27 protein-coding genes and 1 tRNA gene are annotated in these 24,938 nt (G+C 63.7%); 12 read left to right on the top strand and 16 right to left on the bottom strand.

The window, feature by feature from the left end:
• Position 1 precedes the first annotated feature (1 nt).
• Positions 2-424 carry a hypothetical protein gene (locus NKJ72_RS16140; protein WP_352478146.1) on the bottom strand — a complete coding sequence of 141 codons (423 nt, stop codon included), beginning with the start codon at positions 422-424 and terminating at the stop codon, positions 2-4.
• Positions 424-1,677 (bottom strand): sarcosine oxidase subunit beta, encoded by a 1,254-nt coding sequence (locus NKJ72_RS16135; RefSeq protein ID WP_352478144.1) that lies wholly within the window; start codon positions 1,675-1,677, stop codon positions 424-426. Before NKJ72_RS16135 ends, NKJ72_RS16140 begins: the two co-directional genes overlap by 1 nt.
• Positions 1,678-1,877: 200 nt before the next feature.
• On the opposite strand from NKJ72_RS16135, the gene NKJ72_RS16130 reads away from it, so the two are divergent.
• From NKJ72_RS16130 to NKJ72_RS16100, 7 genes are all read left to right on the top strand, one after another.
• Positions 1,878-2,252, top strand: a complete 375-nt coding sequence (locus NKJ72_RS16130) for a YrdB family protein (RefSeq protein WP_352478142.1) — start codon at positions 1,878-1,880, stop codon at positions 2,250-2,252.
• A 106-nt stretch (positions 2,253-2,358) separates the two neighbouring features.
• Positions 2,359-3,117, top strand: coding sequence for an SDR family oxidoreductase (locus NKJ72_RS16125; RefSeq protein WP_352478140.1), 759 nt, complete (start codon positions 2,359-2,361; stop codon positions 3,115-3,117).
• A 107-nt stretch (positions 3,118-3,224) separates the two neighbouring features.
• Positions 3,225-3,611 (top strand): SET domain-containing protein, encoded by a 387-nt coding sequence (locus NKJ72_RS16120; protein ID WP_352478139.1) that lies wholly within the window; start codon positions 3,225-3,227, stop codon positions 3,609-3,611.
• A gap of 266 nt (positions 3,612-3,877) precedes the next feature.
• Positions 3,878-4,150: a 30S ribosomal protein S21 gene (gene rpsU, locus NKJ72_RS16115; protein WP_023675331.1), complete on the top strand. Its 273-nt coding sequence runs from the start codon at positions 3,878-3,880 to the stop codon at positions 4,148-4,150.
• 162 nt (positions 4,151-4,312) lie between these two features.
• Entirely contained in the window at positions 4,313-5,158 is an 846-nt protein-coding gene (locus NKJ72_RS16110) for a tetratricopeptide repeat protein (protein ID WP_352478138.1), read from the top strand.
• A gap of 136 nt (positions 5,159-5,294) precedes the next feature.
• Entirely contained in the window at positions 5,295-5,768 is a 474-nt protein-coding gene (locus NKJ72_RS16105) for a DUF992 domain-containing protein (RefSeq protein WP_254816875.1), read from the top strand.
• 409 nt (positions 5,769-6,177) lie between these two features.
• Positions 6,178-7,632: an MFS transporter gene (locus NKJ72_RS16100; protein WP_352478136.1), complete on the top strand. Its 1,455-nt coding sequence runs from the start codon at positions 6,178-6,180 to the stop codon at positions 7,630-7,632.
• Here NKJ72_RS16100 and coaBC read toward each other — a convergent pair.
• The 5 genes from coaBC to ubiE form a co-directional block, all read right to left on the bottom strand.
• A complete protein-coding gene (gene coaBC, locus NKJ72_RS16095) occupies positions 7,629-8,855 on the bottom strand; it encodes a bifunctional phosphopantothenoylcysteine decarboxylase/phosphopantothenate--cysteine ligase CoaBC (protein ID WP_352478134.1) in 1,227 nt (408 codons plus the stop codon). The genes NKJ72_RS16100 and coaBC overlap by 4 nt on opposite strands.
• A gap of 25 nt (positions 8,856-8,880) precedes the next feature.
• Positions 8,881-9,288 (bottom strand): type II toxin-antitoxin system VapC family toxin, encoded by a 408-nt coding sequence (locus NKJ72_RS16090; protein WP_352478132.1) that lies wholly within the window; start codon positions 9,286-9,288, stop codon positions 8,881-8,883.
• Positions 9,285-9,545 carry a FitA-like ribbon-helix-helix domain-containing protein gene (locus NKJ72_RS16085; protein ID WP_254816871.1) on the bottom strand — a complete coding sequence of 87 codons (261 nt, stop codon included), beginning with the start codon at positions 9,543-9,545 and terminating at the stop codon, positions 9,285-9,287. The genes NKJ72_RS16090 and NKJ72_RS16085 overlap by 4 nt, the downstream gene beginning before the upstream one ends.
• Before the next feature lie 71 nt (positions 9,546-9,616).
• The gene (ubiB, locus tag NKJ72_RS16080; RefSeq protein ID WP_352478130.1) at positions 9,617-11,191 is read right to left on the bottom strand and encodes a 2-polyprenylphenol 6-hydroxylase; all 1,575 of its coding nucleotides are present in this window, start codon (positions 11,189-11,191) and stop codon (positions 9,617-9,619) included.
• Between the two features lie 70 nt (positions 11,192-11,261).
• Positions 11,262-12,038 (bottom strand): bifunctional demethylmenaquinone methyltransferase/2-methoxy-6-polyprenyl-1,4-benzoquinol methylase UbiE, encoded by a 777-nt coding sequence (gene ubiE / locus NKJ72_RS16075; RefSeq protein WP_352478128.1) that lies wholly within the window; start codon positions 12,036-12,038, stop codon positions 11,262-11,264.
• 166 nt (positions 12,039-12,204) lie between these two features.
• Here ubiE and NKJ72_RS16070 point away from each other — a divergent pair, with 166 nt between their 5' ends.
• The 3 genes from NKJ72_RS16070 (at position 12,205) to NKJ72_RS16060 (ending at position 14,598) form a co-directional block, all read left to right on the top strand.
• Complete coding sequence (locus tag NKJ72_RS16070) at positions 12,205-13,179, top strand: adenosine deaminase (RefSeq protein ID WP_352478126.1); 975 nt, start codon at positions 12,205-12,207, stop codon at positions 13,177-13,179.
• Positions 13,180-13,307: 128 nt separating this feature from the next.
• A complete protein-coding gene (gene upp / locus NKJ72_RS16065) occupies positions 13,308-13,937 on the top strand; it encodes a uracil phosphoribosyltransferase (RefSeq protein WP_352478124.1) in 630 nt (209 codons plus the stop codon).
• 100 nt (positions 13,938-14,037) lie between these two features.
• Complete coding sequence (locus tag NKJ72_RS16060) at positions 14,038-14,598, top strand: TIGR02281 family clan AA aspartic protease (RefSeq protein ID WP_352478122.1); 561 nt, start codon at positions 14,038-14,040, stop codon at positions 14,596-14,598.
• A 108-nt stretch (positions 14,599-14,706) separates the two neighbouring features.
• Here the strand turns inward: NKJ72_RS16060 and deoA are convergent, their stop codons facing one another.
• The 6 genes from deoA to NKJ72_RS16030 are packed head-to-tail and all read right to left on the bottom strand — an operon-like array spanning position 14,707 to position 20,881.
• Positions 14,707-16,026, bottom strand: coding sequence for a thymidine phosphorylase (deoA, locus tag NKJ72_RS16055; RefSeq protein WP_352478120.1), 1,320 nt, complete (start codon positions 16,024-16,026; stop codon positions 14,707-14,709).
• The gene (locus NKJ72_RS16050; protein ID WP_352478118.1) at positions 16,026-16,844 is read right to left on the bottom strand and encodes a purine-nucleoside phosphorylase; all 819 of its coding nucleotides are present in this window, start codon (positions 16,842-16,844) and stop codon (positions 16,026-16,028) included. The genes deoA and NKJ72_RS16050 overlap by 1 nt, the downstream gene beginning before the upstream one ends.
• The gene (gene cdd / locus NKJ72_RS16045; protein ID WP_023675315.1) at positions 16,841-17,233 is read right to left on the bottom strand and encodes a cytidine deaminase; all 393 of its coding nucleotides are present in this window, start codon (positions 17,231-17,233) and stop codon (positions 16,841-16,843) included. The genes NKJ72_RS16050 and cdd overlap by 4 nt, the downstream gene beginning before the upstream one ends.
• Before the next feature lie 6 nt (positions 17,234-17,239).
• Positions 17,240-18,211 carry an ABC transporter permease gene (locus tag NKJ72_RS16040; protein WP_254816863.1) on the bottom strand — a complete coding sequence of 324 codons (972 nt, stop codon included), beginning with the start codon at positions 18,209-18,211 and terminating at the stop codon, positions 17,240-17,242.
• 1 nt (position 18,212) lies between these two features.
• Positions 18,213-19,352 carry an ABC transporter permease gene (locus NKJ72_RS16035; protein ID WP_352478116.1) on the bottom strand — a complete coding sequence of 380 codons (1,140 nt, stop codon included), beginning with the start codon at positions 19,350-19,352 and terminating at the stop codon, positions 18,213-18,215.
• Entirely contained in the window at positions 19,349-20,881 is a 1,533-nt protein-coding gene (locus NKJ72_RS16030; protein ID WP_352478115.1) for an ABC transporter ATP-binding protein, read from the bottom strand. Before NKJ72_RS16030 ends, NKJ72_RS16035 begins: the two co-directional genes overlap by 4 nt.
• 180 nt (positions 20,882-21,061) lie before the next feature.
• Between NKJ72_RS16030 and NKJ72_RS16025 the strand changes: the two genes are divergently transcribed.
• Positions 21,062-21,283, top strand: a complete 222-nt coding sequence (locus NKJ72_RS16025; protein ID WP_352478113.1) for a SlyX family protein — start codon at positions 21,062-21,064, stop codon at positions 21,281-21,283.
• Between the two features lie 65 nt (positions 21,284-21,348).
• Here NKJ72_RS16025 and NKJ72_RS16020 read toward each other — a convergent pair whose 3' ends face one another.
• From NKJ72_RS16020 to NKJ72_RS16010, 3 genes are all read right to left on the bottom strand, one after another.
• Complete coding sequence (locus NKJ72_RS16020) at positions 21,349-22,338, bottom strand: BMP family lipoprotein (protein ID WP_254816859.1); 990 nt, start codon at positions 22,336-22,338, stop codon at positions 21,349-21,351.
• Between the two features lie 214 nt (positions 22,339-22,552).
• Positions 22,553-23,215 (bottom strand): peptide-methionine (S)-S-oxide reductase MsrA, encoded by a 663-nt coding sequence (msrA, locus tag NKJ72_RS16015; protein ID WP_352478110.1) that lies wholly within the window; start codon positions 23,213-23,215, stop codon positions 22,553-22,555.
• Positions 23,216-23,282: 67 nt separating this feature from the next.
• Positions 23,283-23,606: a hypothetical protein gene (locus NKJ72_RS16010; RefSeq protein ID WP_352478108.1), complete on the bottom strand. Its 324-nt coding sequence runs from the start codon at positions 23,604-23,606 to the stop codon at positions 23,283-23,285.
• Positions 23,607-24,031: 425 nt separating this feature from the next.
• Here NKJ72_RS16010 and NKJ72_RS16005 point away from each other — a divergent pair.
• Positions 24,032-24,121, top strand: a tRNA-Ser gene (locus tag NKJ72_RS16005).
• Positions 24,122-24,938 lie beyond the last annotated feature (817 nt).

Here is a 24,938-nt window from a genome sequence, read left to right as displayed (position 1 = left end):
CCTACAATTCGCCGTGGCCGACGCGGGCGCCGGCCGGTTGGTCGCAAAGCCTCTGGCCCAAGGTCACGAAGGGCGCGACGAGCCGGATACGCTCCTCGATGCTTGCCGCAGGGCTGAAGAGGTCGCGGTTGGCCATGTTGCCGATCGTCAGCAGGACCGGATCGACCGTGACGATGACGACGCGCGGCTCGAACTGCTCGTCGTTGTCCAGATCCGCCGGCCGGCCTTCAAGAAACGAGACGACCCTTTGTCCGCCGCTCCAGACGCAGGTCAGAATGCCGTCGTCGACCGAAAACGGCCATTCGGTCTCGTTTTCGGCGCGGCTGATCGGCTGCGTGCGCACCTCGTCCGGCGACGGAAAATGGAACAGGCCTTGCTCGCCGGCGAGCATCAGCGGCATGGCGACGGCCATCTCGGTCATCATCAGTGCGCCACCGCTGCCGCCGCCGCCTCGTCGATGAGGCGGCCGGTGCGGAAGCGCTCGATGGTGAAAGGCGCGTTGATCGGGTGCGGATCGTCCCTGGCGATCGTATGGGCAAAGACATGGCCCGAACCCGGCGTTGCCTTGAAACCGCCCGTGCCCCAGCCGCAATTGACATAGAGGCCGGGCACCGGCGTCTTGGCCAGGATCGGCGAACGGTCCGGCGTCACGTCGACGATGCCGCCCCATGAGCGCAGCATCTTCATACGGGTGAAGATCGGGAACATCTCGCAGATCGCATCGAGCGTATGTTGCAAAATGTGCAGCCCGCCGGTCTGCGAATAGGAGACATACTGGTCGGTGCCGGCGCCGATGACCAGTTCGCCCTTGTCGGACTGCGAGATATAGGCATGCACCGTGTTCGACATGACTACGCAGGGCACCACCGGCTTGACCGGCTCCGACACCAGCGCCTGCAGTGGATAGCTTTCCAGCGGCATACGCACGCCGGCCATGTTCATGATCACCGAGGAGTGGCCGGCGGCGACCACGCCGATCTTGCTGGCGCCGATGAAGCCGCGCGTCGTCTCGACGCCGGTGACCGCGCCGTTCGGCGCCCGCTTGACGCCGGTGACCTCGCAATTCTGGATGATGTGGACGCCGCGCGCCGAGGCGCCGCGCGCATAGCCCCAGGCGACCGCATCGTGACGCGCCGTGCCGCCGCGGCGCTGCAGGGAGGCGCCCATCACCGGATAGCGCGCATTGCGCGAAATGTTGAGCGGCGGGCAGAATTCCTTGGCCTGCTCCGGCGTCAGCCATTCATTGTCGATGCCGTTCAGCCGGTTGGCATGGACGTGGCGCTTCAGCACCTGGATGTCGTGGATGTTGTGGGCCAGCATCATGACGCCGCGCGGCGAATACATGACGTTGTAGTTGAGCTCCTGGCTGAGCCCGTCCCACAGCTTCAGCGCGTGATCGTAGATTCCGGCGCTCTCGTCGTAGAGATAGTTCGAGCGGATAATGGTGGTGTTGCGGCCGGTATTGCCGCCGCCGAGCCAGCCTTTTTCCAATACCGCGACGTTGGTGATGCCGTGCACGGTGGCGAGATAATAGGCGGTGGCCAGGCCGTGGCCGCCGGCGCCGACGATGATGACGTCGTACTCCTTCTTCGGCTCCGGCGAGGACCACTGTTCCTCCCAACCCTTGTGGCCGCGCATGGCCTCGCGGGCGATGGCGAATACCGAGTATTTCTTCAACGTCGCAGGCCTCGCAAATGACGGCCGGGCAGATCAGCCAACCCCGGCGCGCGAGCTTGTATCACTAGCGAAACGGCGCTGCCAGCCTTGCACTGTTTGCGACGGGGCTTGCCGTTTTGCGCCATGGTGGAGAAGAGGCATGCGGGCAGGTTGATGCAATTGCCTTCGAGCGCTATCCGTTGACTGACGATCGGAGGATTATGGCGGTGGGTAACGTCTGGTGGAATCTGACATTGCGCTTCCTGCTGGAGCTCGCCGCTTTGCTCGGCCTCGGCATGGCGGGCTGGAGCCTCTCAGCGGGCATGTGGCGTTGGATCCTTGCCGTGGCATTGCCGTTCGGCGCCGCCGCGCTCTGGGGAATCTTCGCGGTGCCGAACGATCCGAGCCGCTCGGGGCGGGCGCCGGTTCCGGTGCCGGGCGGTTTGCGGCTGGTGCTCGAACTCGTCATCCTGTTCGGCGGCGCTGCCGGATTCCACCTGGCCGGTTGCACGACAGCCGGCATAGCCGTCGCACTGCTGATCGCCGTCAGCTACGCATTTTCGCTCGATCGGCTCGGCTGGCTGCTTAGGCAATAGTCCAGGCCGACACGACCTCGCAGGTATCGGGTGGCTCGCGCCGCCTCGATTTGCGACCAAGCATCCCGATTGCCGGCAAGGGCCGGCGCGAAAAGGATGCAGGAAAATGCTCACACTTGCCAACAAAGTTGCCCTCGTCACAGGCGCCAGTTCCGGGATCGGCCGCGCCACGGCCAAGCTGTTTGCGGAGGAAGGCGCCAAGGTGGTCGTCGCTGCCCGCCGCAAGGCGGAGCTTGACGCGCTGGTTGCCGAAATCGAAGACGCCGACGGCACCGCCATCGCCCTTGCCGGCGATGTCCGCGACGAAGCCTACGCGAAGGCCCTGGTCGACCTCGCGGTCGAGAAATTCGGCGGGCTGGACATCGCCTTCAACAATGCCGGTTCGGTCGGCAAGACCGGGCCGGTTTCGGAGCTGTCGCTGGAGGGCTGGCGCGAGACGCTCGACACCAACCTGACCAGCGCCTTTCTCGGCGCAAAATATCAGGTGCCGGCGATGGTCGACCGCGGCGGCGGATCGCTGATCTTCACCTCCACCTTTGTCGGCCACACGGTCGGCATGCCCGGCATGACCAGCTATGCCGCGAGCAAGGCCGGACTGATCGGATTGACGCAGGTGCTGGCCGCCGAATATGGCGCCAAAGGCGTGCGGGTCAACGCGCTGCTGCCGGGCGGCACCGACACGCCTTCGGCAACGTTCAAGACCCCTGAATCGCGAGCCTTCGTTGAAAACCTGCATGCCTTGAAGCGCGTCGCCGAGCCTGACGAGATCGCCCGCTCGGCGCTCTATCTGGCTTCCGATGCATCGAGCTTCACCACCGGCGCGGCCCTGTTCGCCGACGGCGGCGTCTCGATCACCCGCACGTGAAGCGTTTCGCGGTCGGTGAGGCCCGCCAGCCGCAATGCCTGAAAACCGGTCTTGCTTTTCCCGGCGATTTGACGATTCCGTCTTCTCCTCGAAGATGGGTTGGAAACATGCTGCTGATCAGGACCTATATCGCCGCAAGCGCAATCGAAGGCGTCGGCGTGTTCGCCGCCGAGCCGATCCGGAAAGGGGCGCAGATCTGGCGGCTCGATCCGGACTTCGACCGGCTGATCCAGGTGGAAAGATACGAGACGGCGCCGCCGCACCTCAAGGAATTGCTCGACAGATATGCCTATCCCAGTCCGGACCGGCCGGGCTTCATGGTCTATGAGGTCGACAATGGCCGCTTCATGAACCACGCCGACAAACCGAACACCGACTTTTCGCAATATGGCGGGGCCACTGCGACCCGCGACATCGCCGCCGGCGAGGAGATAACCTGCGACTACGGCGAGTTCTTCGAGGGTTTCGAGCAGCTCCACCTGGCCACGGCGTAGCGTCGCCTATCTGGCCCAAGGCGAATTTTGTTCTTGCTTTGTGCCGGCAGCTATGCTAGTAAACTCGGTATGGTGCTGATTCAGACCAACGACCCGCCGCTGAGGCGGGTTTTTCGTTTCGGGGTCGGCACCACCACTCAATCGGCAGTGGACAGAGCGCCTTGATTCTGCTATCAGCCGCCCCAATTCGTGGTGTAACGCGCCGCGGAGGCTTGTGGCTATGGCCGCTTGCCTGTTGATTTCAAACCCGAAAGACAGGATTGCCCGTGCAGGTACTCGTCCGCGACAACAATGTTGATCAGGCGCTTCGCGCGCTCAAGAAAAAGATGCAGCGCGAAGGCATCTTCCGCGAAATGAAGATGCGCGGACATTACGAGAAGCCCTCCGAGAAGCGCGCCCGTGAAAAGGCGGAAGCCGTGCGCCGTGCCCGCAAGCTGGCCCGCAAGCGTGCCCAGCGCGAAGGCCTGCTGCCGATGACGCCGCGTCCGGTCGCGGCCGGTGCTGCCGGTGCCGGTGCCCCGCGTCCGCCGCGGTTCTGACGCCAATTTTTCGTCCTTTTCCAAGGATATCCAGGGTGGCGCGATGCGGAATCGCCGCCACCTTTTTTGTTGTGATGTAGACCCGGTCCGAAAGGACCGGTTGGGAGAGATGCCGGTTCGGAGGGGGAACGGACCAGACGGCGCAGTAAGGACAGGGCAGACATGGACGCAATTACCGTAGAGCGCAGAACCGCGTGGCGCGGCCTCGCCCTGACGGCAGCCCTGCTTTCCGGGATGGCGCTTGCCAGCTGCCAGAGCGTTCCGACCGGCGAGTTCAACAACATCGACAAGGCGCAAGCCTCGAGCGAGAACATCTCCTCGCTATCGGCGGTGATCCAGCGCAACCCCCAGGATCCGGAAGCCTACAATGTGCGCGGCTCGGCCTATGGCCGCGGCGGCCAGTACCAGGCGGCGCTGAAGGACTTCAACACCGCCATCCAGCTCAATCCGAATTTTTACCAGGCCTATTCGAATCGCGCGCTCATCCAGCGCTTCCTCGGCGACCAGGCGAGCGCGCTTGCCGACTACAACCGCTCGATCCAGATCAATCCCAACTATGACGCCGCCTATATCGGCCGCGGCAATCTCTACCGCAGGGCGGGCCGGGTGCAGGAAGCCTTCAACGATTTCCAGAAGGCCATCCAGCTCGACACGACCGACGCGCGCGCCTATCACAATCGCGGCCTGATCTACCAGAGCCAGGGCCAGCACGCCTTTGCCATCGAGGATTTCTCGACTGCCATTTCGTTGGCGCCGGACGCCTCCGAGCCCTACAACGGGCGCGGCCTCTCCTACCTGGCCATGAACGACGAGGACAATGCATTCGCCGACTTCAACATGGCCATCAAGCTCGACGGCAAGAATGCCGAGGCCTGGTCCAACCAGGCGTTGATCTACGAGCGGCGCGGCGACAAGGTCAGGGCCGCGAAATCCTACCGCGAGGCCGTGCACCTCAATCCGACCTACCAGCCGGCCAAGGACGGCCTGGCCCGCACCAGCACCGGCTGAGCGGCCGGTTAATCGGGCGGCCCTTTCCGCGCCCCGACAACCCTGCGTTTACCCTTGCGTTGCTGGCGCCAAGTTTTCGGCGGAACGCTCGGCGTGCTCAGCCGTTTGTACAAGGCAATTTCGAAAGGACCCTGCCATGATCAAGAAACTCGCTTGTGCCGCCGCTCTCGCGACGACCGTCGTTGCCGCTCCCGCCAGCGCCAGCAAGCTCCAGCTCGGCGTGCTCGACTGCACCATCGACGGCGGCACGGCCTATCTCGTCACCTCCAACAAGGGTGTTTCCTGTGTCTTTCGTCCACATCGTGGCGGCCCCTCCGAAGTCTATACCGGGGTGATTTCCAAGCTCGGCGTCGATGTCGGCCGGACGCATCAGGGCCAGCTGGTATGGGCGGTTCTGGCGGCGACCCGCAACCACGATGAAGGCGACCTTGCCGGCAGCTACTATGGCGTGAACGCCGAGGCCAGCGTGGTCACCGGTGGCGGCGCCAATCTCCTGGTCGGCGGCCTCGACAGCGCCTTTTCGCTGCAGCCGCTCAGTGTCCAGGCACAGACCGGCGTCAACCTGGCGGTCGCCGTCACCTCGCTGGATCTGATCCACTCGTTGAAATAGCGGCGTAGCATGGCTCCCGAGCGGCGGGGAGCGTAGGTGTCGGCCTGCGAATAGCTGCCGAAGGCTCATAGTTTCCGGCAGGCCCACTCCGCGGAGAATGGGCCGCCCTGATGTTCAAAGTTGCGGCGCTCGAAGATCACGGCATGGCAACTGTGTTCATGCCGTTATCGTGACCGAAGATTGCGGCGATCCAATATTGCTTGTCTTCGGTCTGACCAGAATCTCAACGCTTCGTGATCGTCCCCCATCGCACAATTTGAAATCCGCCACGCCAACGGCGATCAAAGCCGCTTGATCTCAACTGCGGTTGAGGTTCTAGAAGTCCTCCCATACTGCGGCATGTACTCATTTGGACGTGAAGAACGCTCCAATACTTTAGACCAGCGTCTAAGAAAGCCTGGGGGGCCGGATGACCAAGACAAGCACAAACAGGGTCGACTGGCGCGCGCTGTGGGCGAGCGGCGATCTGGCGCGCTTCTGCTTCATCAGCCTCGGCATCCTGCTGCACGCCACCAACGAAACGATGGTGGCAACGGTCATGCCGGCCATGGTCGGCGAGCTCGCCGGCGTGCAACTGGTGGGCTGGTCGCTGGCGATCTACGAGCTCGGCGCCATCGTTGCCGGTGCGGCCGCCGGACGGCTGGTGAGCTATGTCGCACTGCGCACCAACATGATGGTCGCCGCGATGCTCTATGCCGGCGGCGCGCTGGTTTGCGCCGCCGCGCCTTTGATGCCGCTGTTCCTCTGCGGCCGCCTGATCGAGGGGCTCGGTGGCGGCGCGCTGGTGTCGCTGGCCTTCGTCTCGGTCGAGCGGCTGTTTGCCCGCGCGATCTGGCCGCAGCTTTTCGGCGTCATGTCGGCGGTCTGGGGTGTCGCCGCCTTCAGCGGGCCGGTGCTCGGCGCGGTCATGACCGAATTGCTGTCCTGGCGCTGGGCCTTCGGCGTCTTCACCCTCGGCGGCACGGCCATGGCGCTGGCAAGCTTCCTCGTGCTCGATACACCTGAAGCAACAAGGCCGCAGGCGACCGGCGGCTCGGCGCCGCCCTTCCCCTTGGCGGCTCTTGGCTGCCTCGCCGTCAGCGTCGTGCTGATAGCCACCGCCGGCGTCGACATCGCCCTGCTGCGCTCGTCGCTGCTGCTCAGCCTCGGCCTGATCGGCCTGGCGCTGTTTATCTATATCGACGCACTGAAGCCGCGCTCGCGCCTGTTCCCGTCGCGGCTGTTCTCATGGCGCTCGCCGGTCGGCGCGGGCATGACCATGGTCGCGGCGTTCTCGGTGGCGACCTGCTCCTTTACCGTCTACGGACCGCTGCTGCTGACCAGCCTGCACGGCATCCCGATCCTGACCACCGGCTACATCATCGCCGGCGAATCGATCGCCTGGTCGATCCTGTCGATCCTCGTCGCCAATGCGCCGCCGGAACGCGAGCGGCTGATCATTGTCGGCGGTGCGCTGATGATCGCCACGGGCGTTGCCGGTTTCGCCTATACTGTGCCGGCGGGCTCGATCCCGCTGATCCTGCTTTGTGCCTTGTTGCAAGGCGGCGGCTTCGGCATCGCCTGGCCGTTCGTCACGCGCGTAATCGTGGCATCGGCGCGGGAGGGCGAGCAGACGATCGCCTCGGCCGCCGTGCCGACCATGCAGCGCATCGGCTATGCCGTGGGTGCGGCATTGACCGGCATCGTAGCCAACGCCAGCGGCTTTTCAGAGGGCCTGAACCGCGAGGCCGCGGCAAACGTCGCTGCCTGGCTGTTCCTGGCGTTTATCCCGCTCGGGATCCTGGGATGCCTTGCCGCCTTGCGGATTTCGGGGGCGCCGCCAGCGAAGCTGCCGATCTCCCCCCTCGCAGGGGAGATTGACTAGACGACGACCGTCTTCAGCCGCTCGGCGATCAGTGCCGCGAGCCGCGTCGCCACCTCATCCTTGCTCATCTCTGGCCATTCCTCGACGCCGGCCTTTGAGACGATCCGTACCTTGTTGCGGTCGCCGCCCATCACGCCCGGAGCACCATCTTCATGCGAGACATCATTGGCGACGATAAGATCGGCCCCCTTTTTTGCAAGCTTGGCCTCGGCGTTCCTGACCAGATCCTGCGTCTCCGCAGCGAAACCGACCACCAGCATCGGCCGCTTTTTGTGATGCCCGACACCGGCAAGAATATCGGGATTTTCTACCATCCGCAGCGCCGGCGGCCCCTCGCCCGCCACCTTCTTGATCTTTTCCCCGGCCGAACTTTGAGTGCGCCAGTCGGCGACAGCCGCGACGAACACTGCCGCGTCGGCCGGCAGCAGCTGCTCGACCGCGTCCTTCATCTCGACGGCCGTTTCGACGTGCAGCGTGGCGACGCCGGCCGGATCGGCAATGCCGACCGGACCGGAGACGAGACGCACATCGGCGCCGAGCCTGGCTAGCGCCGCCGCAATGGCGTGGCCCTGCTTGCCCGACGACCGGTTGGCGATGTAGCGGACCGGGTCGATCGGCTCATGCGTCGGCCCGGAGGTGACAATGATCTTCCTGCCTGCCAGCGGCTTTGGCCGGCCGTCGAGCAGCGCCTCGATCGCGGCGACGATCTCCAGCGGCTCGGCCATGCGGCCCTCGCCCACCTCGTTGCTCTCGGCCATCTCGCCCTTCGCCGGGCCGACGAATGCGACGCCGTCCTTGCTCAGCGCCGCACGGTTGCGGCGGACCGCCGGATGCGCCCACATTTTCGGGTTCATCGCCGGCGCCATCAAAACTCGCTTGTCGGTGGCGATGAGCACGGTCGAGGCAAGGTCGTTGGCATGGCCATTGGCGAGCTTTGCCATCAGGTCGGCGGTGGCCGGCGCCACGACCACAAGGTCGGCCTCGCGCGACAGCCTGATATGGCCGATATCGTGCTCGTCCTGCCGGTCGAACAGTTCGGTGAAAACATGGTCGGCGGACAGCGCCCCGGCCGACAGCGTGGTGACGAATTCCTGCGCCGCGGCGGTCATCACCACCCGCACTGCCGCACCGCGCTCGCGCAGCCGACGGATCAGGTCGAGCGCCTTGTAGGCAGCAATGCCTCCGCCGATGATGAGCAGGATGCGCTTGCTGGAGAGGGTCATGCCCGAGGCCAGTTCTTGTCCAATGTCATGCCGGCTTCAGCGCCGATTCGATGTCGGTATGGATGAAATCGTCACCCTTGAAAAGTAGCGGCAGGTTTCGGGTCTTGGCCAGGGCATAGGCGAAACAGTCGCCCATGTTGAGGTCAGCACGATGGCGGGATCCGCGACCGTACCGAGAGTAGGCAAGTCGTGCGACCTCGAGCTGAGCCAGATCAAAAGGAACGACCGTCAGTTCGAGGCGATCGATGAGCACCTGAAGTTCGGCGGGGTTGATGCCACCGCCGGACCGGTTCGCCACACAATGTGCCTCCAGAAGTGTTGCAGTGCTTATCAGTACAGCAGATGAGGTGCCGAAAACATCGACGAATGCAGCCGCATCCGGCTCTGCGCCGATGATTGCGATTAACGCAGACGTATCAACTGCAACGGTCACAGAAGTCCCTCATCCCACATGTGATCAGTAAGCGCCTTGAGGTCAATGGGGTGTTCTGATTTCCGTCCGAGCGCCAAGATCTCGTCACGTGACGCTTTCAGCCGCCACTCCCCGTTCTGGAGCTTGCTCTCGGGGATCGTCACTTTGCGCAAGGCATCCCGCGCTTCCTGCTCCATCGAAACGCCGCGCGCGGCAGCGCGTTCGCGCAGCACCTGCTTCACTTCGTCATCAAGATTACGGATTGTGATAGTGCTCATAGCGTAGCTGCTCGCCGTTAACATAAGCGACAAGCGGCGTGATTGCAATGACAGCACTGCTGTCATTGCAATCAGAGCAGCTTCCAGGCGATATACACCAGCGTCAGCGCGATCACCCACAGCGCCAGCCGGCCGGAGCGGGTGTGGCGCGCCTCGGCTTTGCCGATCGCGTCCGCCGTCCCCTCGTCGAAGCGCAGGCCGTTTTCGGCCATCAGGTCGATCTCACGCGACAGCCGCTCGGTACGGGCTGCGAGGTCCGGCGCCTGACGGGCCAGCGCCAGCAGCGCGTTGGCGCCGTCGCGCGCATCGGCCAGCAGCGCGCGCGGGCCGAGATTGCGCGCAATCCAGCCGCTGACCACCGGCTCCGACGTCTTCCACATGTTGAAGGCCGGATCGAGTGTGCGGGCGACGCCTTCGACAACGACCATGGTCTTCTGCAGCAGCACCAGTTCGGATCGCGTCGCCATGTCGAACAGGTCGGTCACCTCGAACAGCAGCGTCAACAGCTTGGCCATCGAGATGGTCTCGGCCGGCTGGCCGTGGATGGGTTCGCCGATCGCCCGGATCGCCTGGGCGAAAGCTGCGACGTTGTGCTGGCGCGGCACGTAGCCGGCCTCGAAATGCACTTCGGCGACGCGCTGGTAATCGCGCGTGATGAAGCCGTAGAGGATTTCGGCGAGGAACCGGCGCTCCTTCCTGCCGAGCCGGCCGGCAATGCCGAGATCGACGGCGACGATGGTGCCGTCGGCTTCTATAAACAGGTTGCCCGGGTGCATGTCGGCATGGAAGAAACCGTCGCGCAGCGTATGGCGCAGAAACGACTGAACGAGGTTGGCGGCAATCGCCTTCAGGTCGTGGCCGGCGGCGGCTAGGCCGGCAATATCGTTCATCTTGATGCCGTCGACCCATTCCATGGTCAGCACGTCACGACCGGTGCGCTCCCAGTCGACCGACGGCACACGGAAGCCGGGATCGTCCTTGGTATTCTCGCCGAGCTCCGAAAAAGCCGCCGCCTCCAGCCTCAGGTCCATTTCGATTTTGGTCGTCTGGGCCAGTGTCTCGGTCACCTCGACGGGCCGCAGCCGGCGCGACGACGGGATGTATTTTTCCTGCAGCCGGGCGGCGAGAAAATAGCTCTCGAGATCGCGAAAGAAGCGGCGGCGCACGCCCGGCCGGATGACCTTCACCGCCACCCGGGTAACGACGCCGTTCTGCAGGATTTCGGCGGTATGGACCTGGGCGATCGAGGCGGCGGCGACGGCCTCGCCAAAACTGACATAGAGCTCGTCGACCCTGCGTCCGAGCGAGGCCTCTATCGCGGCGACAGCCTCGGCCTTCGGAAACGTCTGCATCTTGTCCTGCAGCATGGCAAGATCAAGCGCGATATCGTTTCCGACGACATCCGGCCGTGTCGCCAGGAACTGGCCGAGCTTGACGTAAGACGGGCCGAGCCGCACGACCGCCTTGGCCAGCCTGTCGCCACGCTCATAGGCAAGCGCGCGACGGCGGGTGAACAGCCGGGCCATGCGCCAGCCGAATTTCGGCAAGCCGAAGAGCTCGTCACCGGGCAAAGCCGCGATGACACCCTCGCGGACCAGCACCCAGCCGGCCCGCACGAGCCTGAAACCAGCGCCGATGCTGCTCATGGCTGGCTTTGCCCCGCCGATTTCCTAGACCGGCGAAGAGCACATTGAGTACGAAAGATACGGGCCAGCTTCAAAGCTTCCAGCCCGAGTGGAGCGCGGCGATGCCGCCGGAGTAGTTGCGGAATGAGACGCGCTCGAAGCCCGCGCGCGAAATCATCGTCGCGAAATTCTGCTGATTGGGAAATTTGCGGATCGATTCGACCAGATAGGAATATGGCTCGCCATCGCCGGTCACCATCTTGCCGATCCGCGGGATGGCGTTGAACGACCATGCTTCGTAGACCTTGTCGAGCAGCGGCATCTCGACCTCGGAGAATTCAAGGCAGAGAAAGCGCCCGCCGGGCTTCAGCACGCGATAGGCTTCGGCAAGCGCCACATCGATGCGGGGCACGTTGCGGATGCCGAAAGCGATGGTGTAGGCGTCGAAAGTAGCATCGGCAAAAGGCAGTTCCTCGGCATTGGCTTCGACGAAATCGGTATTTGCCGACAGGCCCTTTTTCTCGGCCCGGTCGCGGCCGACGGCGAGCATCGAGCCGTTGATATCGAGAACCGTTGCATGAGCGTGCTTGCCGCTCGCCTCGACGATGCGGAAGGCGACATCGCCGGTGCCGCCGGCAACGTCGAGAACGCTCCAGCCCGGCCGCTTCGGTGGATTGAGCCAGGCAACCATGGCGTCCTTCCACAACCGATGCAACCCGGCCGACATCAGGTCGTTCATCAGGTCGTAGCGGTTCGCCACCTTGTGGAAAACATCATTGACCAGGGACTGCTTGTCGCCTGGTCCTACCCGCTTGAAACCATAGGAGGTTTCCATGCCGCCCGCAGCAGTGGTTCTTTCAACCGACATCGTTTTGATCCGCCATAAAATCGGCGGGACCATAGCCGATCGATGGTGCGGGCGCTATTGTTTAAGGCGCGGTGTTCGGCCGCGCTTCGAAGCAGGTTCCGGAAAAGTGTCACACGGTTCCGACAGGAACTTGCGTCATAAGAAAAAAGCCTGACGGGATAATTGAATGCCTTTGAAAGCAGAACTGCACTGCCACATCGAAGGGGCAGCGGCGCCTGAACTCGTCCTCCGCCAGGCTGAGAAATACGGCAAGGATGCCTCGCCCTACATCCAGGACGGCTCCTTCGTCTGGCACGACTTCACCTCTTTCCTCGCCGCGTACGACTTCTCGTCGGACCTGTTCCGCACTGAAGAAGACTATGCGCGGCTGGCCGATCACTATCTGACCAGCCTCGCCCGCGACGGCGCCATCTATTCCGAGGTTTTCACCTCGCCCGACCATGCAAGCAAGGCCGGGCTGTCGCCGAAGGCCTATACCGACGCGCTCGGCGAAGGCATGGCCCGCGCCAAGGCGAAGACCGGCATCGAAGGCCGCATGATCGTCACCGGCGTGCGCAATTTCGGTGTCGAATCGATCGAACGGGCGGCACGTTTCGCCGCCCGCTGTGGGCATCCGCTGGTCACCGGTTTCGGCGTCGCCGGCGACGAGCGTATAGGCGACCTGGAAGATTATGTCAGGGCCTTCGAGATCGCCCGCGAGGCCGGCCTCGGCATCACCGTGCATGCCGGCGAATTGATGGGCTGGGAGAGCGTCGAGGCGGCACTCGACCACATCCGCCCGTCTCGCATCGGCCATGGCGTGCGCGCCATCGAGAACCCCGATCTTGTGCGGCGCATCGCCGACGAAGGCGTCGTGCTCGAATGCTGCCCCGGCTCCAACATCGCGCTGAAAATCTTTGACAGTTTCGCCGACCATCCCTTTCCCGCCTTGAAGGCGGCGGGCTGCAAGGTGACGCTCAACTCCGATGACCCGCCCTATTTTTGGACCTCGCTGAAACGCGAATACGACATCGCCGCCGAGCATTTTGCGATGGACGACAAGGCGCTCACCGCCGTCACCAGGACGGCCATCGAGGCAGCCTTCGTCGACAGGAAGACCAGGGCGGTGCTGCTCGGCAGGCTCGGCGCCAAGGGCAGGTGAATGGTGAATGGCTCACCCGGCGCTTCGGTCCGTCAACCGCGAGCTTTGCCGCGCAACCAAGGACTCGCAAACCAGTTCACTATTCACTATTCACCATTGACCATTCACTTGCGCAGTTGGAGAACACCATGAAGGGCGTCACCGTCGTCGACCATCCGCTGGTCCAGCACAAGCTGACCATCATGCGCAAGAAAGAGACCTCGACGGCCGGCTTCCGGCGGCTGCTGCGCGAGATCTCGCTGCTGCTCGGCTACGAGGTCACCCGCAACCTGGAACTGACGACGACGACGATCGAGACGCCGATCGAGACGATGGAGGCGCCGACGCTGGAGGGCAAGAAACTGGTCTTCGCCTCGGTGTTGCGCGCCGGCAACGGCTTGCTCGAAGGCCTGCTCGATCTGGTGCCGGCGGCGCGTGTCGCCCATATCGGCCTCTACCGCGACCATGAGACGCTGGAGGCGGTCGAGTATTTCTTCAAGGCGCCGGGCGACCTCGCCGACCGGCTGGTGATCGTCGTCGACCCGATGCTGGCGACCGCCAATTCGGCGATCGCGGCCATCGACAAGCTGAAAGGCCGCGGTGCCACCAACATCCGCTTCCTCTGCCTGTTGGCGGCACCAGAGGGCCTTGAGCGGTTCACCCACGCGCATCCCGATGTTCCCGTCTTCACCGCCTCGATCGACCGCCAGATCAACGAGAAGGGCTACATCATGCCCGGCCTTGGCGATGCCGGCGACCGCATGTACGGCACCAAATAGATCCGTTTACCGATTGTTTACGCAAACGGCTGGTTTCCGTATTCGTTAAAGCGGCAAACACCATGTCGGACTAAGGATCGGCAACCACAAAGGCCGGTCCATGCTGCGCAAGCTTCTCATCCTTGGCGTGTTTGCCGGAACGTCGGCATCGCTGCCGATCGTATATCAGTCCAATTCACAGGCAATCGAGCGGCTGTTGAAATCCGCCATCGGAGCTAGGCAGGCCGACACCCAAACCGACCTGAATCTCGCCGCCGTTCGGGACAGGCCGGCGACGCCGCAGCCGCTCGGCCGCAAGGTCGTCGTCACCGCGGACGCGCGCGGGCATTTCATGTCGGTCTTCAAGTTGAACGGCCGACAGATCGACGGCATGATCGATACCGGCGCGACGCTCGTCGCCATCAACAGTTCGACCGCGCGCAGGATCGGCATCTCGCTCAATCCGACGGACTTCAGCCATCAGGTCAACACCGCCAACGGTGCGATCAAGGCCGCCGTGGTGACGATTGATCGCCTGCAGATCGGCAGGATCACCGTCGAGGGCGTCGAGGCCGTCGTGCTCGACGACAGGGCGCTGCACACCAACCTGATCGGCATGAGCTTTCTGCAGCGGCTCGAAAAATACCAGGTCGAAGACGGCACGCTGCTGCTGGTCCAGTAGGCAATGATCCTGAACCGCAGGTCCACGCCAGCGAAAAGGGCACCGGTCGTCGGACAAGATCATGGTCCAAAGAAAGATAGAGCCGATCCGATACCATCGGAATGGGCTCTATCCGCGCGGCAGGATCCGCCGGATGACGGTTTTCTCCGTGGCCGGTTTGGAAGGGCCGATCATATAGGCCGAAAGCACGACGGCCGCGGCCGCTTCGGCATCCCCGGTATTGCGGGCATGGACCAGTGCGAGCGCTTCGCCGGCGCGCACTTCGGCGCCGACCGGCAACAGCCTGGTGATGCCGACGGCGTGATCGATCCTGTCGTCGGGCCGCGTCCGCCCGCCGCCAAGCCCGACCACGGCAAGCCCGATCTCGCGCGTCGCGATGCCGGAGACAAAGCCGTTCGCGCTCGCCTTGACCGCGAATTCCGTTGCCGCTTTCGGCAGATATTTTTCCGGATTGTCGACAAAGTCGGCGGGACCACCCAGTGCCGCCACCATGCGCGCGAAGATGGAAGCGGCGCGGCCGCCGGCCAGCGTCTCGGCGGCGCGGCGCAGGCCGTCCTGGTTGGACGACACCAGGCCTGCCGATTGCAGCATCTCGGCGGCCAGCGCCAGCGTCAAGTCCTCCAGCCGCCGGTCGCGAAAGCGGCCGGTGAGAAAATCGACTGCGTTGCGGACCTCGACCGCATTGCCGGCGGCGGAGGCCAGCGGCTCGTTCATGCCGGTGACCAGCGCCGATGCCTTCAGGCCGGCGCCATTGGCGACCTCGACCAGGCTGTTGGCCAGCGCGGTTGCGTCGCGCGATCTCTCCATGAAGGCGCCGTTGCCGACCTTGACGTCGAGCACCAGCGAACCAAGGCCGGCCGCCAGCTTCTTCGACAGGATCGAGGCGGTGATCAGCGGCACCGATTCGACCGTTCCCGTCACATCGCGGATCGCGTAGAGCCTGGCGTCGGCAGGTGCGAGGTCTGCGGTCTGGCCGATAATGGCGCAGCCGGTTTCGAGCACGGTCTTGCGGAAGCGCGCAACATCCGGCTGGCTGACATAGCCGGGGATGGCATCCATCTTGTCCAGCGTGCCGCCGGTATGGCCCAGACCCCTGCCGGAAATCATCGGCACATAGGCGCCGCAGGCAGCGACGATCGGCGCCAGCATCAAGGAGACATTGTCGCCGACGCCGCCCGTCGAATGCTTGTCGGTGACCGGGCCGGGCAGATCCGACCAGTCGAGCACATCGCCGGAATCGCGCATCGCCATAGTCAGCGCAACCGCCTCGTCGCGGCTCATGCCGTTGAAGAATATCGCCATGGCGAGGGCGCCGACCTGCGCGTCGGTAACGGTGCCGGCGGTCAGGCCCTCGATGAAGAACGCGATCTCCTCAGCCGACAGCTTCTGCCCGTCGCGCTTGCGGCGGATGATTTCCTGGGGAAGCATCAGGCGTCGACCCTGTGCTCCGGAAGCCCGTCTTGAAAAACACGCTGCAAGATGGTCGCCAGCCGCGCACCGCCGACCGGCGCCATGTCCTTGGTCTGCTGGTGTGACAGCTCGGCTCCGGTCATGCCGGCGGCAAGGTTGGTCACGACCGAACACGCGGCGACGCGCAGCCCGAGGAAGCGCGCGAGAATGACCTCCGGCACCGTCGACATGCCGACCGCGTTGGCGCCCATGACGCGCGCCATGCGGATCTCGGCGGGCGTCTCGAAGCATGGGCCGGAGAACCACATATAGACGCCCTTGTGCAGCGTGGTACCGGTCGCCTTCGCCGCCCGCTCGATGGCGGAGCGGAGATCGGCGTCATAGGCTTCGGTCAGGCCGACGAAACGGCGGTCGCTCGGTTCGCCGATCAGCGGGTTGGACCCCGAGAAATTGATGTGGTCGGTGATCAGCATTACCGAGCCCGGCCCCATCCCGGGATCGACCGAACCGGCGGCGTTGGTGAGGATCAGCCTGGAGATGCCGAGGCCGGCGAGCACTTCCAGCGCCGGCCGCATCGCCGCTGCGTTGCCGTGCTCGTAATAGTGTGCGCGGCCGGACAGCATCAGCACCGGCGTGCCGGCAAAGAGCCCCGCCACCACCTCGCCGGCATGGCCGCTGACGCCGCTTCGGGGAAACCCCGGCAAGTCGGCGTAGGAGATGCGCACCGCATCCTCGACCTGGTCGACGAGCCCGCCAAGCCCTGACCCCAGCACCAAGGCGGTGGTCGGCGCCAGCCCATCCAGCCTTTCGACGAGGTGATCGAGCGCTTCCTTCATTTCAGCACATCGCCTTCAAACCCGTATGGCAACAACTCGCCCATGGTCACGGTCTCGACCACGCCGCTGTCATCGCAGAGATAGAACTTCGTCTCCGGCCGGCAGAATTCGGCCAGCCGCTGCCGGCAGCCGCCGCAGGGCGAGCATTTTGCCACGCGTTCGGCAATCACGGCGATTTCCGTGATCTTGCCGCCGCCGCCCATGACGTAGTGGCCGAGCGCGGTGGTTTCGGCGCACCAGCCCTCAGGATAGGACGCGATCTCGACATTGGCGCCGGTGAAGACACGGCCGTCCTCGGTGCGCAACGCCGCGCCGACCGGAAATTTCGAATAGGGCGCATAGGCCTTGGCCATGGCGGCTTTCGCCGCTTCGAACAGATCATGAGCCATGATAGATCAGCGTTCCTTGACATAAGGCACGCCGCCGGCGCGCGGCGGGATTGCCTTGCCGATGAAGCCGGCAAGCAGGATGACGGTCAGCACATAGGGCAGCGCCTGCATGAATTGCACCGGCACCTTGCCGATCAGCGGCAGCGGCGTGCCTTGCAGGCGGATCGACGCGGCGTCGAGGAAGCCGAACAGCAGGCAGGCGAACATGGCGTTGACCGGTTTCCATTTGGCGAAGATCAGCGCGGCCAGCGCGATGTAGCCCTTGCCGGCGGTCATGTCCTTCACGAAGCCGCCATTCTGCACCATCGACAGATAGGCGCCGGCAATGCCGGTGAGCACGCCGGTGCAAATCAGCGCCCGGTAGCGCAGCCAGGCGACCGAGATGCCGGCGGTGTCGACCGCGGCCGGGTTCTCGCCGACAGCGCGCAGGCGGAGCCCAAAGCGGGTGCGAAACAGCACCCACCAGGTGAACGGCACGGCCAGGAAGGCGAGATAGACCAGCACGGAGTGGCCGGAGATGAGTTCCGAATAGATCGGTCCGAGAATCGGAACGCCCCTGAGCGCATCCGCGCCCGGCCAGATGATTGCTTCGAAGCGCTCGCCGGCAGCCAGCGCCGGCGTGCGCCCGCCTTGCTGGAACCAGGCCTGGCCGAGCATGATCGTCGATCCGGCGGCAATGAAATTGATCGCGACGCCGGAAACGATCTGGTTGCCGCGATGGGTGATCGAGGCAAAGCCGTGGATCAGCGCGAAGGCAACCGAGATGAGGATGGCCATGCCGAGGCCGATATAGGCCGAGTGGAAGACCGAGGCGGCGGCCGCACCGGCGAAGGCGCCGACAAGCATCTTGCCCTCGAGCCCGATGTCGAAGACGCCGGCCCGCTCCGAATAGAGGCCGGCGAGGCAGGCGAGCAGCAAGGGGACCGAAAGGCGGATGGTCGAGTCCAGGACTTGTACGATGGCGTTGAAGAAATCCATCTCAGGCGCCCTTCCCTTTGACCGCTTCCATGCCGACCGATTTCGGGCTGAGCGAGGCGAACAACGCCTGGACATAGGGTCGGAACATATGCTCGAGCGCGCCGGCGAACAGGATGACGAGGCCCTGGATGATGACGATCATGTCGCGGCTGATCGCCGGCATTTCGAAGGCGAGTTCGGCGCCCCCCTGGTAGAGCATGCCGAACAGGATCGCCGCCAGCACGATGCCGACCGGGTGCAGGCGACCCATCAGCGCCACCGCGATGCCGACGAAACCAGCGCCCGAAACGAATTCGAGCGCGACATTGTGCTGGTCGCCCATCGTCGGGTTGAGCGCCATCATGCCGGCCAACGCGCCCGAGATCATCATCGCAATGATGATAATGCGTATCTCCGAAATCCCGGCATAACGCGCCGCTTTCGGGCTGTGGCCATAGGTGCGCATCTCGTAGCCGAGCTTGGTGCGCCAGATCAGCATCCACACCAGAAAGGCCATGGCTAGCGCCAGCAGGGAACTGACGTTGAATGGCGCCGAACGGATTTTGGCGCCGAACAATTCGATGACCCAGTTGAGCTTCGGCAATTGCGCGCCTTCGAGGAAGGTGCGCGTCTGCGGCGCCATCGAGCCGGGCGGCTTCAGCATCCCCACCAGCGCATAGACCATGACGCTGGCGGCGATGAAGTTGAACATGATGGTGGTTATGACGATGTGCGAGCCGCGCTTGGCCTGCAGATAGGCCGGGATCAGCGCCCACAGCGCGCCCATCGCCGCGGCGGCGATAATGGCGATCGGGAAGGTCAGCCACCAGGGCAGCACGCTGTCGAAGGCCAGGCAAATAATGCCGATACCGAGACCGGCGATATAGCCCTGGCCCTCGCCACCGATGTTGAACAGGCCGCAATGCGCCGCAACCGCCACCGAAAGCCCGCTGAAGATGAAGGTGGTGGCATAGAAAAGCGTGAACGCGATGCCTTGGCCGCGACCGAAGGCGCCCTCGACCAGGATGACAGCCGCGCGCAACGGGTTCTCACCGACCAATATGACGACGAAGCCGGCAACGACGAAGGCGACGAACAGATTGATCAGCGGGATCAGCACGTAGTCGGCCCAGGCCGGCAGCTTGGCATAGGGAGTGCTCATTCCGCCGCCTCGCGCTGCTCGACGCCGGCCATCAGCAGGCCGAGCTCGCCCTCGGTCGCGTCGGGGCCGCGTTCGCCGACGATGCGGCCGGCAAACATCACCAGGATGCGGTCGGACAGCGAGCGGATCTCGTCGAGTTCGACCGAAACCACCAGCACCGCCTTGCCCTGGTCGCGCATGGCGATGAGGCGCTTGTGGATGAATTCGATGGCGCCGACATCGACGCCGCGCGTCGGCTGGCCGACGATCAACACGCCGGGATCTTGTTCCATTTCCCGCGCCAGCACGATCTTCTGCTGGTTGCCGCCGGAGAAATTGGCGGTCTTGAGGCGGCAGTCCGCCGGGCGGATGTCATATTTGACGATCTTGTCCCGGGCATCGTCACGGATGGCGTCGATGTCGAGAAACGGCCCCTTCAGATAGCGCTCGTCGTCCTGATAGCCGAGGATCGAATTCTCGTTCTCCTCGAAGGCCAGCACCAACCCGACGTGATGGCGGTCCTCCGGCACATGAGCAAGGCCGCGCTCGCGCAGCTCGCCAGGGTCGGCGGCGCCGGTGAGGTCGATCGGCTTGCCGTCGAGCATGACCGAGCCCGAAACGGCATGCCTGATGCCGGAAATCGCCTCGAGCAATTCGGACTGCCCGTTGCCGGCGACGCCCGCAATGCCGACGATCTCGCCGGCATGGACGTCGAAGGAGACGTCGTCGACCATAGTGACGCCGCGGGAATCCTTGACCGTCAGGTTCTTGACCGCGAGCTTGACGCCGCCGGCCTTCGCCTCGCCCTTCTCGACGCGCAGCAGCACGCGCCGGCCGACCATCAGCTCCGCCAGTTCCTCGACCGTGGTCTTCCTAGTTTCGCGTGTCGCCACCATCGTGCCCTGGCGCATCACCGAGACGGTGTCGGTGATCGCCATGATCTCGCGCAGCTTGTGGGTGATCAGCACGATCGTCTTGCCCTGCTCCTTCAGCTGCCTGAGGATGCGGAACAGATGGTCGGCCTCGGCCGGCGTCAGCACGCCCGTCGGCTCGTCGAGGATCAGGATTTCGGCGCCGCGATAGAGCGCCTTGAGGATTTCGACGCGTTGCTGCAGGCCGACCGGCAACTCCTCGATGATGGCGTCGGGATCGACTTCGAGCCCGTATTCGCGCTCGAGCCGCTCCAGCTCGGAACGCGCCTTGGCGATGCTCTTCTTCAGCAGTGCATCGCTTTCGGCGCCGAGAATGACGTTTTCCAGAACCGAGAAATTGTCGACCAGCATGAAATGCTGATGCACCATGCCGATGCCAAGCGCGATCGCATCATTCGGTGTCTTGATCGATGCCGGCTGGCCGCCGACACGGATTTCGCCGGAATCGGCCTGGTAGAAACCATAGAGGATCGACATCAGCGTCGACTTGCCGGCGCCGTTTTCACCGACGATGCCATGGATGGTGCCGCGCATAATCTCCAGATTGATGTCGCGGTTGGCGCGCACGGCGCCAAAGCTCTTGTCGATGCCGATCAGCTCGATTGCGGCTTGCGCCATGCAGCCTGTTCCCATTGTTATTTTTTACCGCTTGGTCAAACGCCTAGCATGACGCCCAGTCTGTGCCAATTGGGTCTATGCCAATTGCCCGGAGCAGGGTTCACTCTCGACAAATCCCGCCGTGCTTGTCAATTTCCAACGTGGCCGCAGCCTGCACAATCGCCTGATCGAGGATTTGAGATGACCATGCCCGACGACATGCCCGACCACCGGCTGACGACGCTGGAAATCCGCGCCGCCGAGCAGGAGAAGACCATCGAGGAACTGTCAGGCCAGATCGCCGAGCAGTGGAAGGTGATCGAGCGCATGCAGCGCAAGCTCGACGCGCTGGCCGAGCGCTTCCTGGCGCTGGAGGAACAGGCCGCACCCGACGTGCCGGTGACCAAGCCGCCGCACTGGTGAGCGGCTGACAATGCAAAGCCGCCGGGCTTTCACCCGGCGGCTCGTCAATCTGCAATGTCGATCAATCAATACGGGCAGGCATTGTCCGACATGTAGTCGTGCACCTTGATGGTGCCTGCGATGATGTCGGCCTTGGCCTTTTCGACCGCTGCCTTCATCGCGTCGTCGACAAGCGCCTTGTTGTTGTCGTCCATGGCGTAGTCGACGCCGCCTTCCTTGAGGCCGAGATCGTTGACGCCCGCCGTGAACTTGCCGTTCTTGGCATCCATGAAGGTGTTATAGACGGCAACGTCGACGCGCTTGACCATGGAGGTCAACACCTTGCCGGGCTGCAGGCCGTTCTGGTTGGAATCGACGCCGATGCCGAGCTTGCCGGCGTCGGCCGCTGCCTGCAGCACGCCGACACCGGTGCCGCCTGCCGCTGCGTAGATTACGTCGGCGCCCTGGTCGATCTGCGTCTTGGCGATCTCGCCGCCCTTGGCCGGATCGTTCCAGGCTGCCGGCGTATCGCCGGTCATGTTCTGGATGACGTCGGTGGCGCCGGCCGCCTTGGCGCCGCCGACATAGCCGCAGCCGAACCTGCGGATCAGCGGAATATCCATGCCGCCGACGAAGCCGACCTTCTTGGTCTTGGAAGCCATCGCCGCCATCACGCCGACGAGATACGAGCCTTCCTGCTCCTTATAGACCAGGGAGCGGACATTGGGCTTGTCGACGACCATGTCGATGATGGCGAATTTGGTGTCGGGGAACTCGGTGGCGATCTTGTCAAGCGCGTCGGCCCAGGAGAAGCCAGCCATGACGATCGGATTGCGGCCGTCCTCGGCGAAGCGGCGCAGCGCCTGCTCACGCTGGGTGGCATTGCTGACCTCGAATTCCACATAGGGGATGCCGGTCTCGGTCTTGAACTTTTCAGCGCCGTTGAAGGATGCCTCGTTGAACGACTTGTCGAACTTGCCGCCGAGATCATAGAGGATCGCGGGTTGAATGTCCGCGGCGAAGGCCGGAAGAACCATTGCAGCTGCGGCCATAAGGCCGAGAACGATACGTTTCATGTGATCCACACCCCTGTCGGTTATTTGTCCATTATGCACCGCATGCCGGCCCGGTTCTCCGGCAGGCATGCAGCGTCAGGCAGGAGTGTCTTCCTCCCGCTTCGGGTCAATCTGGCACGGCACGAAACAAAATTCACGTGGAATTTTGACCCTTTGGAAAAGCATGGCGCCGCATCGCGGCGCCCTAGCATGTTCCTTGCGTCAGGGGCATAAATCAGGCGGAGACGGCGGCCGGAATGGCGCAGGAGACCCCGGTCCCCTGCAGGCCGCAATAGCCGTAGGGGTTCTTCGCCAGATATTGCTGGTGGTCTTCCTCGGCGAAGTAGAATTCCGGCGCCGGTGCGATCTCGGTGGTGATCTTGCCGCGTCCGGCACCGCGCAGCGAAGCCTCATAGGCATCGCGCGAGGCGAGCGCCGCCTGGTACTGCGCGTCGTTGAACGTATAGATCGCCGAGCGGTAGGTCGTCCCGACATCATTGCCCTGGCGCATGCCTTGCGTCGGGTCGTGGCTTTCCCAGAACAGCTTCAAAAGCTCGGCATAGGACACGATCTTGGGATCGTAGACGACGAGCACGACTTCGGCATGGCCGGTAAGCCCGGTGCAGGTTTCCTGGTAGGTCGGGTTGGGCGTGACGCCGCCGGCATAGCCGGCCGCCGTGACCCAGACGCCCTCGACCTGCCAGAACAGGCGCTCGGCGCCCCAGAAGCAACCCAGCCCGAACATCGCCGTTTCCATCCCTTCGGGATAAGGACCCTTGAGCGGCCTGTTCGAGACAAAGTGCTTCGATGCGGTCGGGATCGGCCGGTCGCGGCCGGGCAGCGCCTCGGAGGGCTTCGGCAGGTTGAGCTTCTTGTTCAGCATGTCGCTGAGAAACATAGTGCGGTTTCCTTTTCTTCTTGGTTGAGCCTCTCCGGTACGGGAACACCGGGTCAGGCTGGAAATGTCAGGTCGCGGCGAACCGCCCGCTGGCGCGCTGCCGCCTGTAGCCGATGGCGTAAAGAATGAACGCCAGCACCGCGAACACGGCGAAGCCGGGCTGGCTGAGCACCCAGGCGATGGCGCCGTCCCACAGCAGCGGATTGACCTTGTCGCGGACGAAGCTTTCGAAGGCGCTGCGCGTATCCGGCGAGACCGCGAGCCAGCTGGAATTAAGCGGTGTCATCACCAGCGCCGAAGCCGCCACCGACCGGGTCGCATCGAGCACGGCCATGATGATCGAAACCGACAGCGCGACCATTGCAGCGAGACGAAAGATGAAGCGGAACATCCGGACCCTTCCTCCCCAGGAGATTATCAGACTGTCGTGTGGACTGTTAAATAGGATCTACTTGCTTCGCCTGCAATCGCGGCACGCGAAGTTGAACCCGCGACCGCCGGTTTGCGCCGGAGCCGGTGACGCGCCGGACGGCGAGCACACCTCGGCCGCCCCTTTCGATAGGCTCCCTACGGGTGCTCCGGTAACTTGGGGTGAGCATCAGTATCCGGCAAAGCGAATAGACTATCGTTATGTCTTGGCATTCGGCACCGGATCGACTAGATGAGCCCCGCGCCTGTTGCTTTGACGGCTCAGGTGCAGGGAAGGGTATCCGCTGGTTGACGGCGCCCGCGGCCGCAATTTCGGCCGGAATCCCAAAGGAGATGCATCTCCCCAACCCGCGTGGCGAAACCGGCCGCGTCGAAAATGCTAAAGACGGAGAGGTGGCCGAGTGGTTGAAGGCGCACGCCTGGAAAGTGTGTTTACGGGAAACCGTAACGCGGGTTCGAATCCCGCTCTCTCCGCCAGATACCCACTTAAGCGTCTGTTATTGTTTCGCTTTGTGAGTTGCGGCCTTTCCGTTCCTAACGTCCGCAAACGATGAAGCTCGGCCACCATGCCGCCGCCCCTTTGTTGACTTTGCTTGGGTATCGGAGTGTCCGGAAAAAACCGCAGGGCAGCCCCCAGGATTCGCGTCTGCGGACCCCAATCCGCCCCGCCGGCGCCTACAGGCAATCTACCCCAACGCCCCCCAAGCGGCGCCGGCCACTTTCAGCCCCTTCGTTCGAAAGTTGGCTTCCAGTTGCGCGCCCGCTGATGGCCTTCGTAAGGAATGCATGCGAAGAAGGTCGGTCACGGCCGGCAGCCTTGCAATTTGAGCAGACAAAGAGCCCGACCAAGTCGTCATGCATCGAGCCGTGGTCATGGCCGAGCCTGTCAATCAGCGCCTGGATGTAAAGTTTCGTCGATTTGCAGCACATCGGGTGCGCACAATTGACATAGATGGTTTCGCGGGCGGACAGAGTGTCGGCGAGGGTCTTTCGAGTCATGGCGATTCTCCGTTGAAGGGGCTCGCCGCAACGGGAGGATTATATGCCTTAATGCTGATCCCCTGCATTGTCTCGTGCGGAATGGGCTCTCCGGCATTAGACAGGGATATCCGGAGTTCGCCGTCTCGGGTGGTGGCTTCGACCTTAATGGGCATGTCCGCGGCACAAAGTTACAGGTTCGAATCCTGTCGGATGCAGCATTGCCGCAGCTCGCTTGCCGACAACTATTCCTGCTGGAATTGACAGGGCCAATCTTCAGGCCTCGTCAAGCCAGAAGGCAACTCGGTCCGGGCGT

The sequence above is a fragment of the Mesorhizobium sp. M0045 genome, from assembly GCF_040323385.1.
In the GTDB taxonomy this organism is placed as follows: Bacteria; Pseudomonadota; Alphaproteobacteria; order Rhizobiales; family Rhizobiaceae; genus Mesorhizobium.
This window is presented reverse-complemented; position numbering and strand designations above follow the sequence as displayed.

Coding starts and splice junctions, on each gene's coding strand:
- NKJ72_RS16140 (WP_352478146.1), bottom strand. CDS start 424: ATGATGACCGAGATGGCCGTCGCCATGCCGCTGATGCTCGCCGGCGAG.
- NKJ72_RS16130 (WP_352478142.1), top strand. CDS start 1,878: ATGGCGGTGGGTAACGTCTGGTGGAATCTGACATTGCGCTTCCTGCTG.
- NKJ72_RS16125 (WP_352478140.1), top strand. CDS start 2,359: ATGCTCACACTTGCCAACAAAGTTGCCCTCGTCACAGGCGCCAGTTCC.
- NKJ72_RS16120 (WP_352478139.1), top strand. CDS start 3,225: ATGCTGCTGATCAGGACCTATATCGCCGCAAGCGCAATCGAAGGCGTC.
- NKJ72_RS16110 (WP_352478138.1), top strand. CDS start 4,313: ATGGACGCAATTACCGTAGAGCGCAGAACCGCGTGGCGCGGCCTCGCC.
- NKJ72_RS16105 (WP_254816875.1), top strand. CDS start 5,295: ATGATCAAGAAACTCGCTTGTGCCGCCGCTCTCGCGACGACCGTCGTT.
- NKJ72_RS16100 (WP_352478136.1), top strand. CDS start 6,178: ATGACCAAGACAAGCACAAACAGGGTCGACTGGCGCGCGCTGTGGGCG.
- coaBC (WP_352478134.1), bottom strand. CDS start 8,855: ATGACCCTCTCCAGCAAGCGCATCCTGCTCATCATCGGCGGAGGCATT.
- NKJ72_RS16085 (WP_254816871.1), bottom strand. CDS start 9,545: ATGAGCACTATCACAATCCGTAATCTTGATGACGAAGTGAAGCAGGTG.
- ubiB (WP_352478130.1), bottom strand. CDS start 11,191: ATGAGCAGCATCGGCGCTGGTTTCAGGCTCGTGCGGGCCGGCTGGGTG.
- ubiE (WP_352478128.1), bottom strand. CDS start 12,038: ATGTCGGTTGAAAGAACCACTGCTGCGGGCGGCATGGAAACCTCCTAT.
- NKJ72_RS16070 (WP_352478126.1), top strand. CDS start 12,205: ATGCCTTTGAAAGCAGAACTGCACTGCCACATCGAAGGGGCAGCGGCG.
- upp (WP_352478124.1), top strand. CDS start 13,308: ATGAAGGGCGTCACCGTCGTCGACCATCCGCTGGTCCAGCACAAGCTG.
- NKJ72_RS16060 (WP_352478122.1), top strand. CDS start 14,038: ATGCTGCGCAAGCTTCTCATCCTTGGCGTGTTTGCCGGAACGTCGGCA.
- deoA (WP_352478120.1), bottom strand. CDS start 16,026: ATGCTTCCCCAGGAAATCATCCGCCGCAAGCGCGACGGGCAGAAGCTG.
- NKJ72_RS16050 (WP_352478118.1), bottom strand. CDS start 16,844: ATGAAGGAAGCGCTCGATCACCTCGTCGAAAGGCTGGATGGGCTGGCG.
- cdd (WP_023675315.1), bottom strand. CDS start 17,233: ATGGCTCATGATCTGTTCGAAGCGGCGAAAGCCGCCATGGCCAAGGCC.
- NKJ72_RS16040 (WP_254816863.1), bottom strand. CDS start 18,211: ATGGATTTCTTCAACGCCATCGTACAAGTCCTGGACTCGACCATCCGC.
- NKJ72_RS16035 (WP_352478116.1), bottom strand. CDS start 19,352: ATGAGCACTCCCTATGCCAAGCTGCCGGCCTGGGCCGACTACGTGCTG.
- NKJ72_RS16030 (WP_352478115.1), bottom strand. CDS start 20,881: ATGGCGCAAGCCGCAATCGAGCTGATCGGCATCGACAAGAGCTTTGGC.
- NKJ72_RS16025 (WP_352478113.1), top strand. CDS start 21,062: ATGACCATGCCCGACGACATGCCCGACCACCGGCTGACGACGCTGGAA.
- NKJ72_RS16020 (WP_254816859.1), bottom strand. CDS start 22,338: ATGAAACGTATCGTTCTCGGCCTTATGGCCGCAGCTGCAATGGTTCTT.
- msrA (WP_352478110.1), bottom strand. CDS start 23,215: ATGTTTCTCAGCGACATGCTGAACAAGAAGCTCAACCTGCCGAAGCCC.
- NKJ72_RS16010 (WP_352478108.1), bottom strand. CDS start 23,606: ATGTTCCGCTTCATCTTTCGTCTCGCTGCAATGGTCGCGCTGTCGGTT.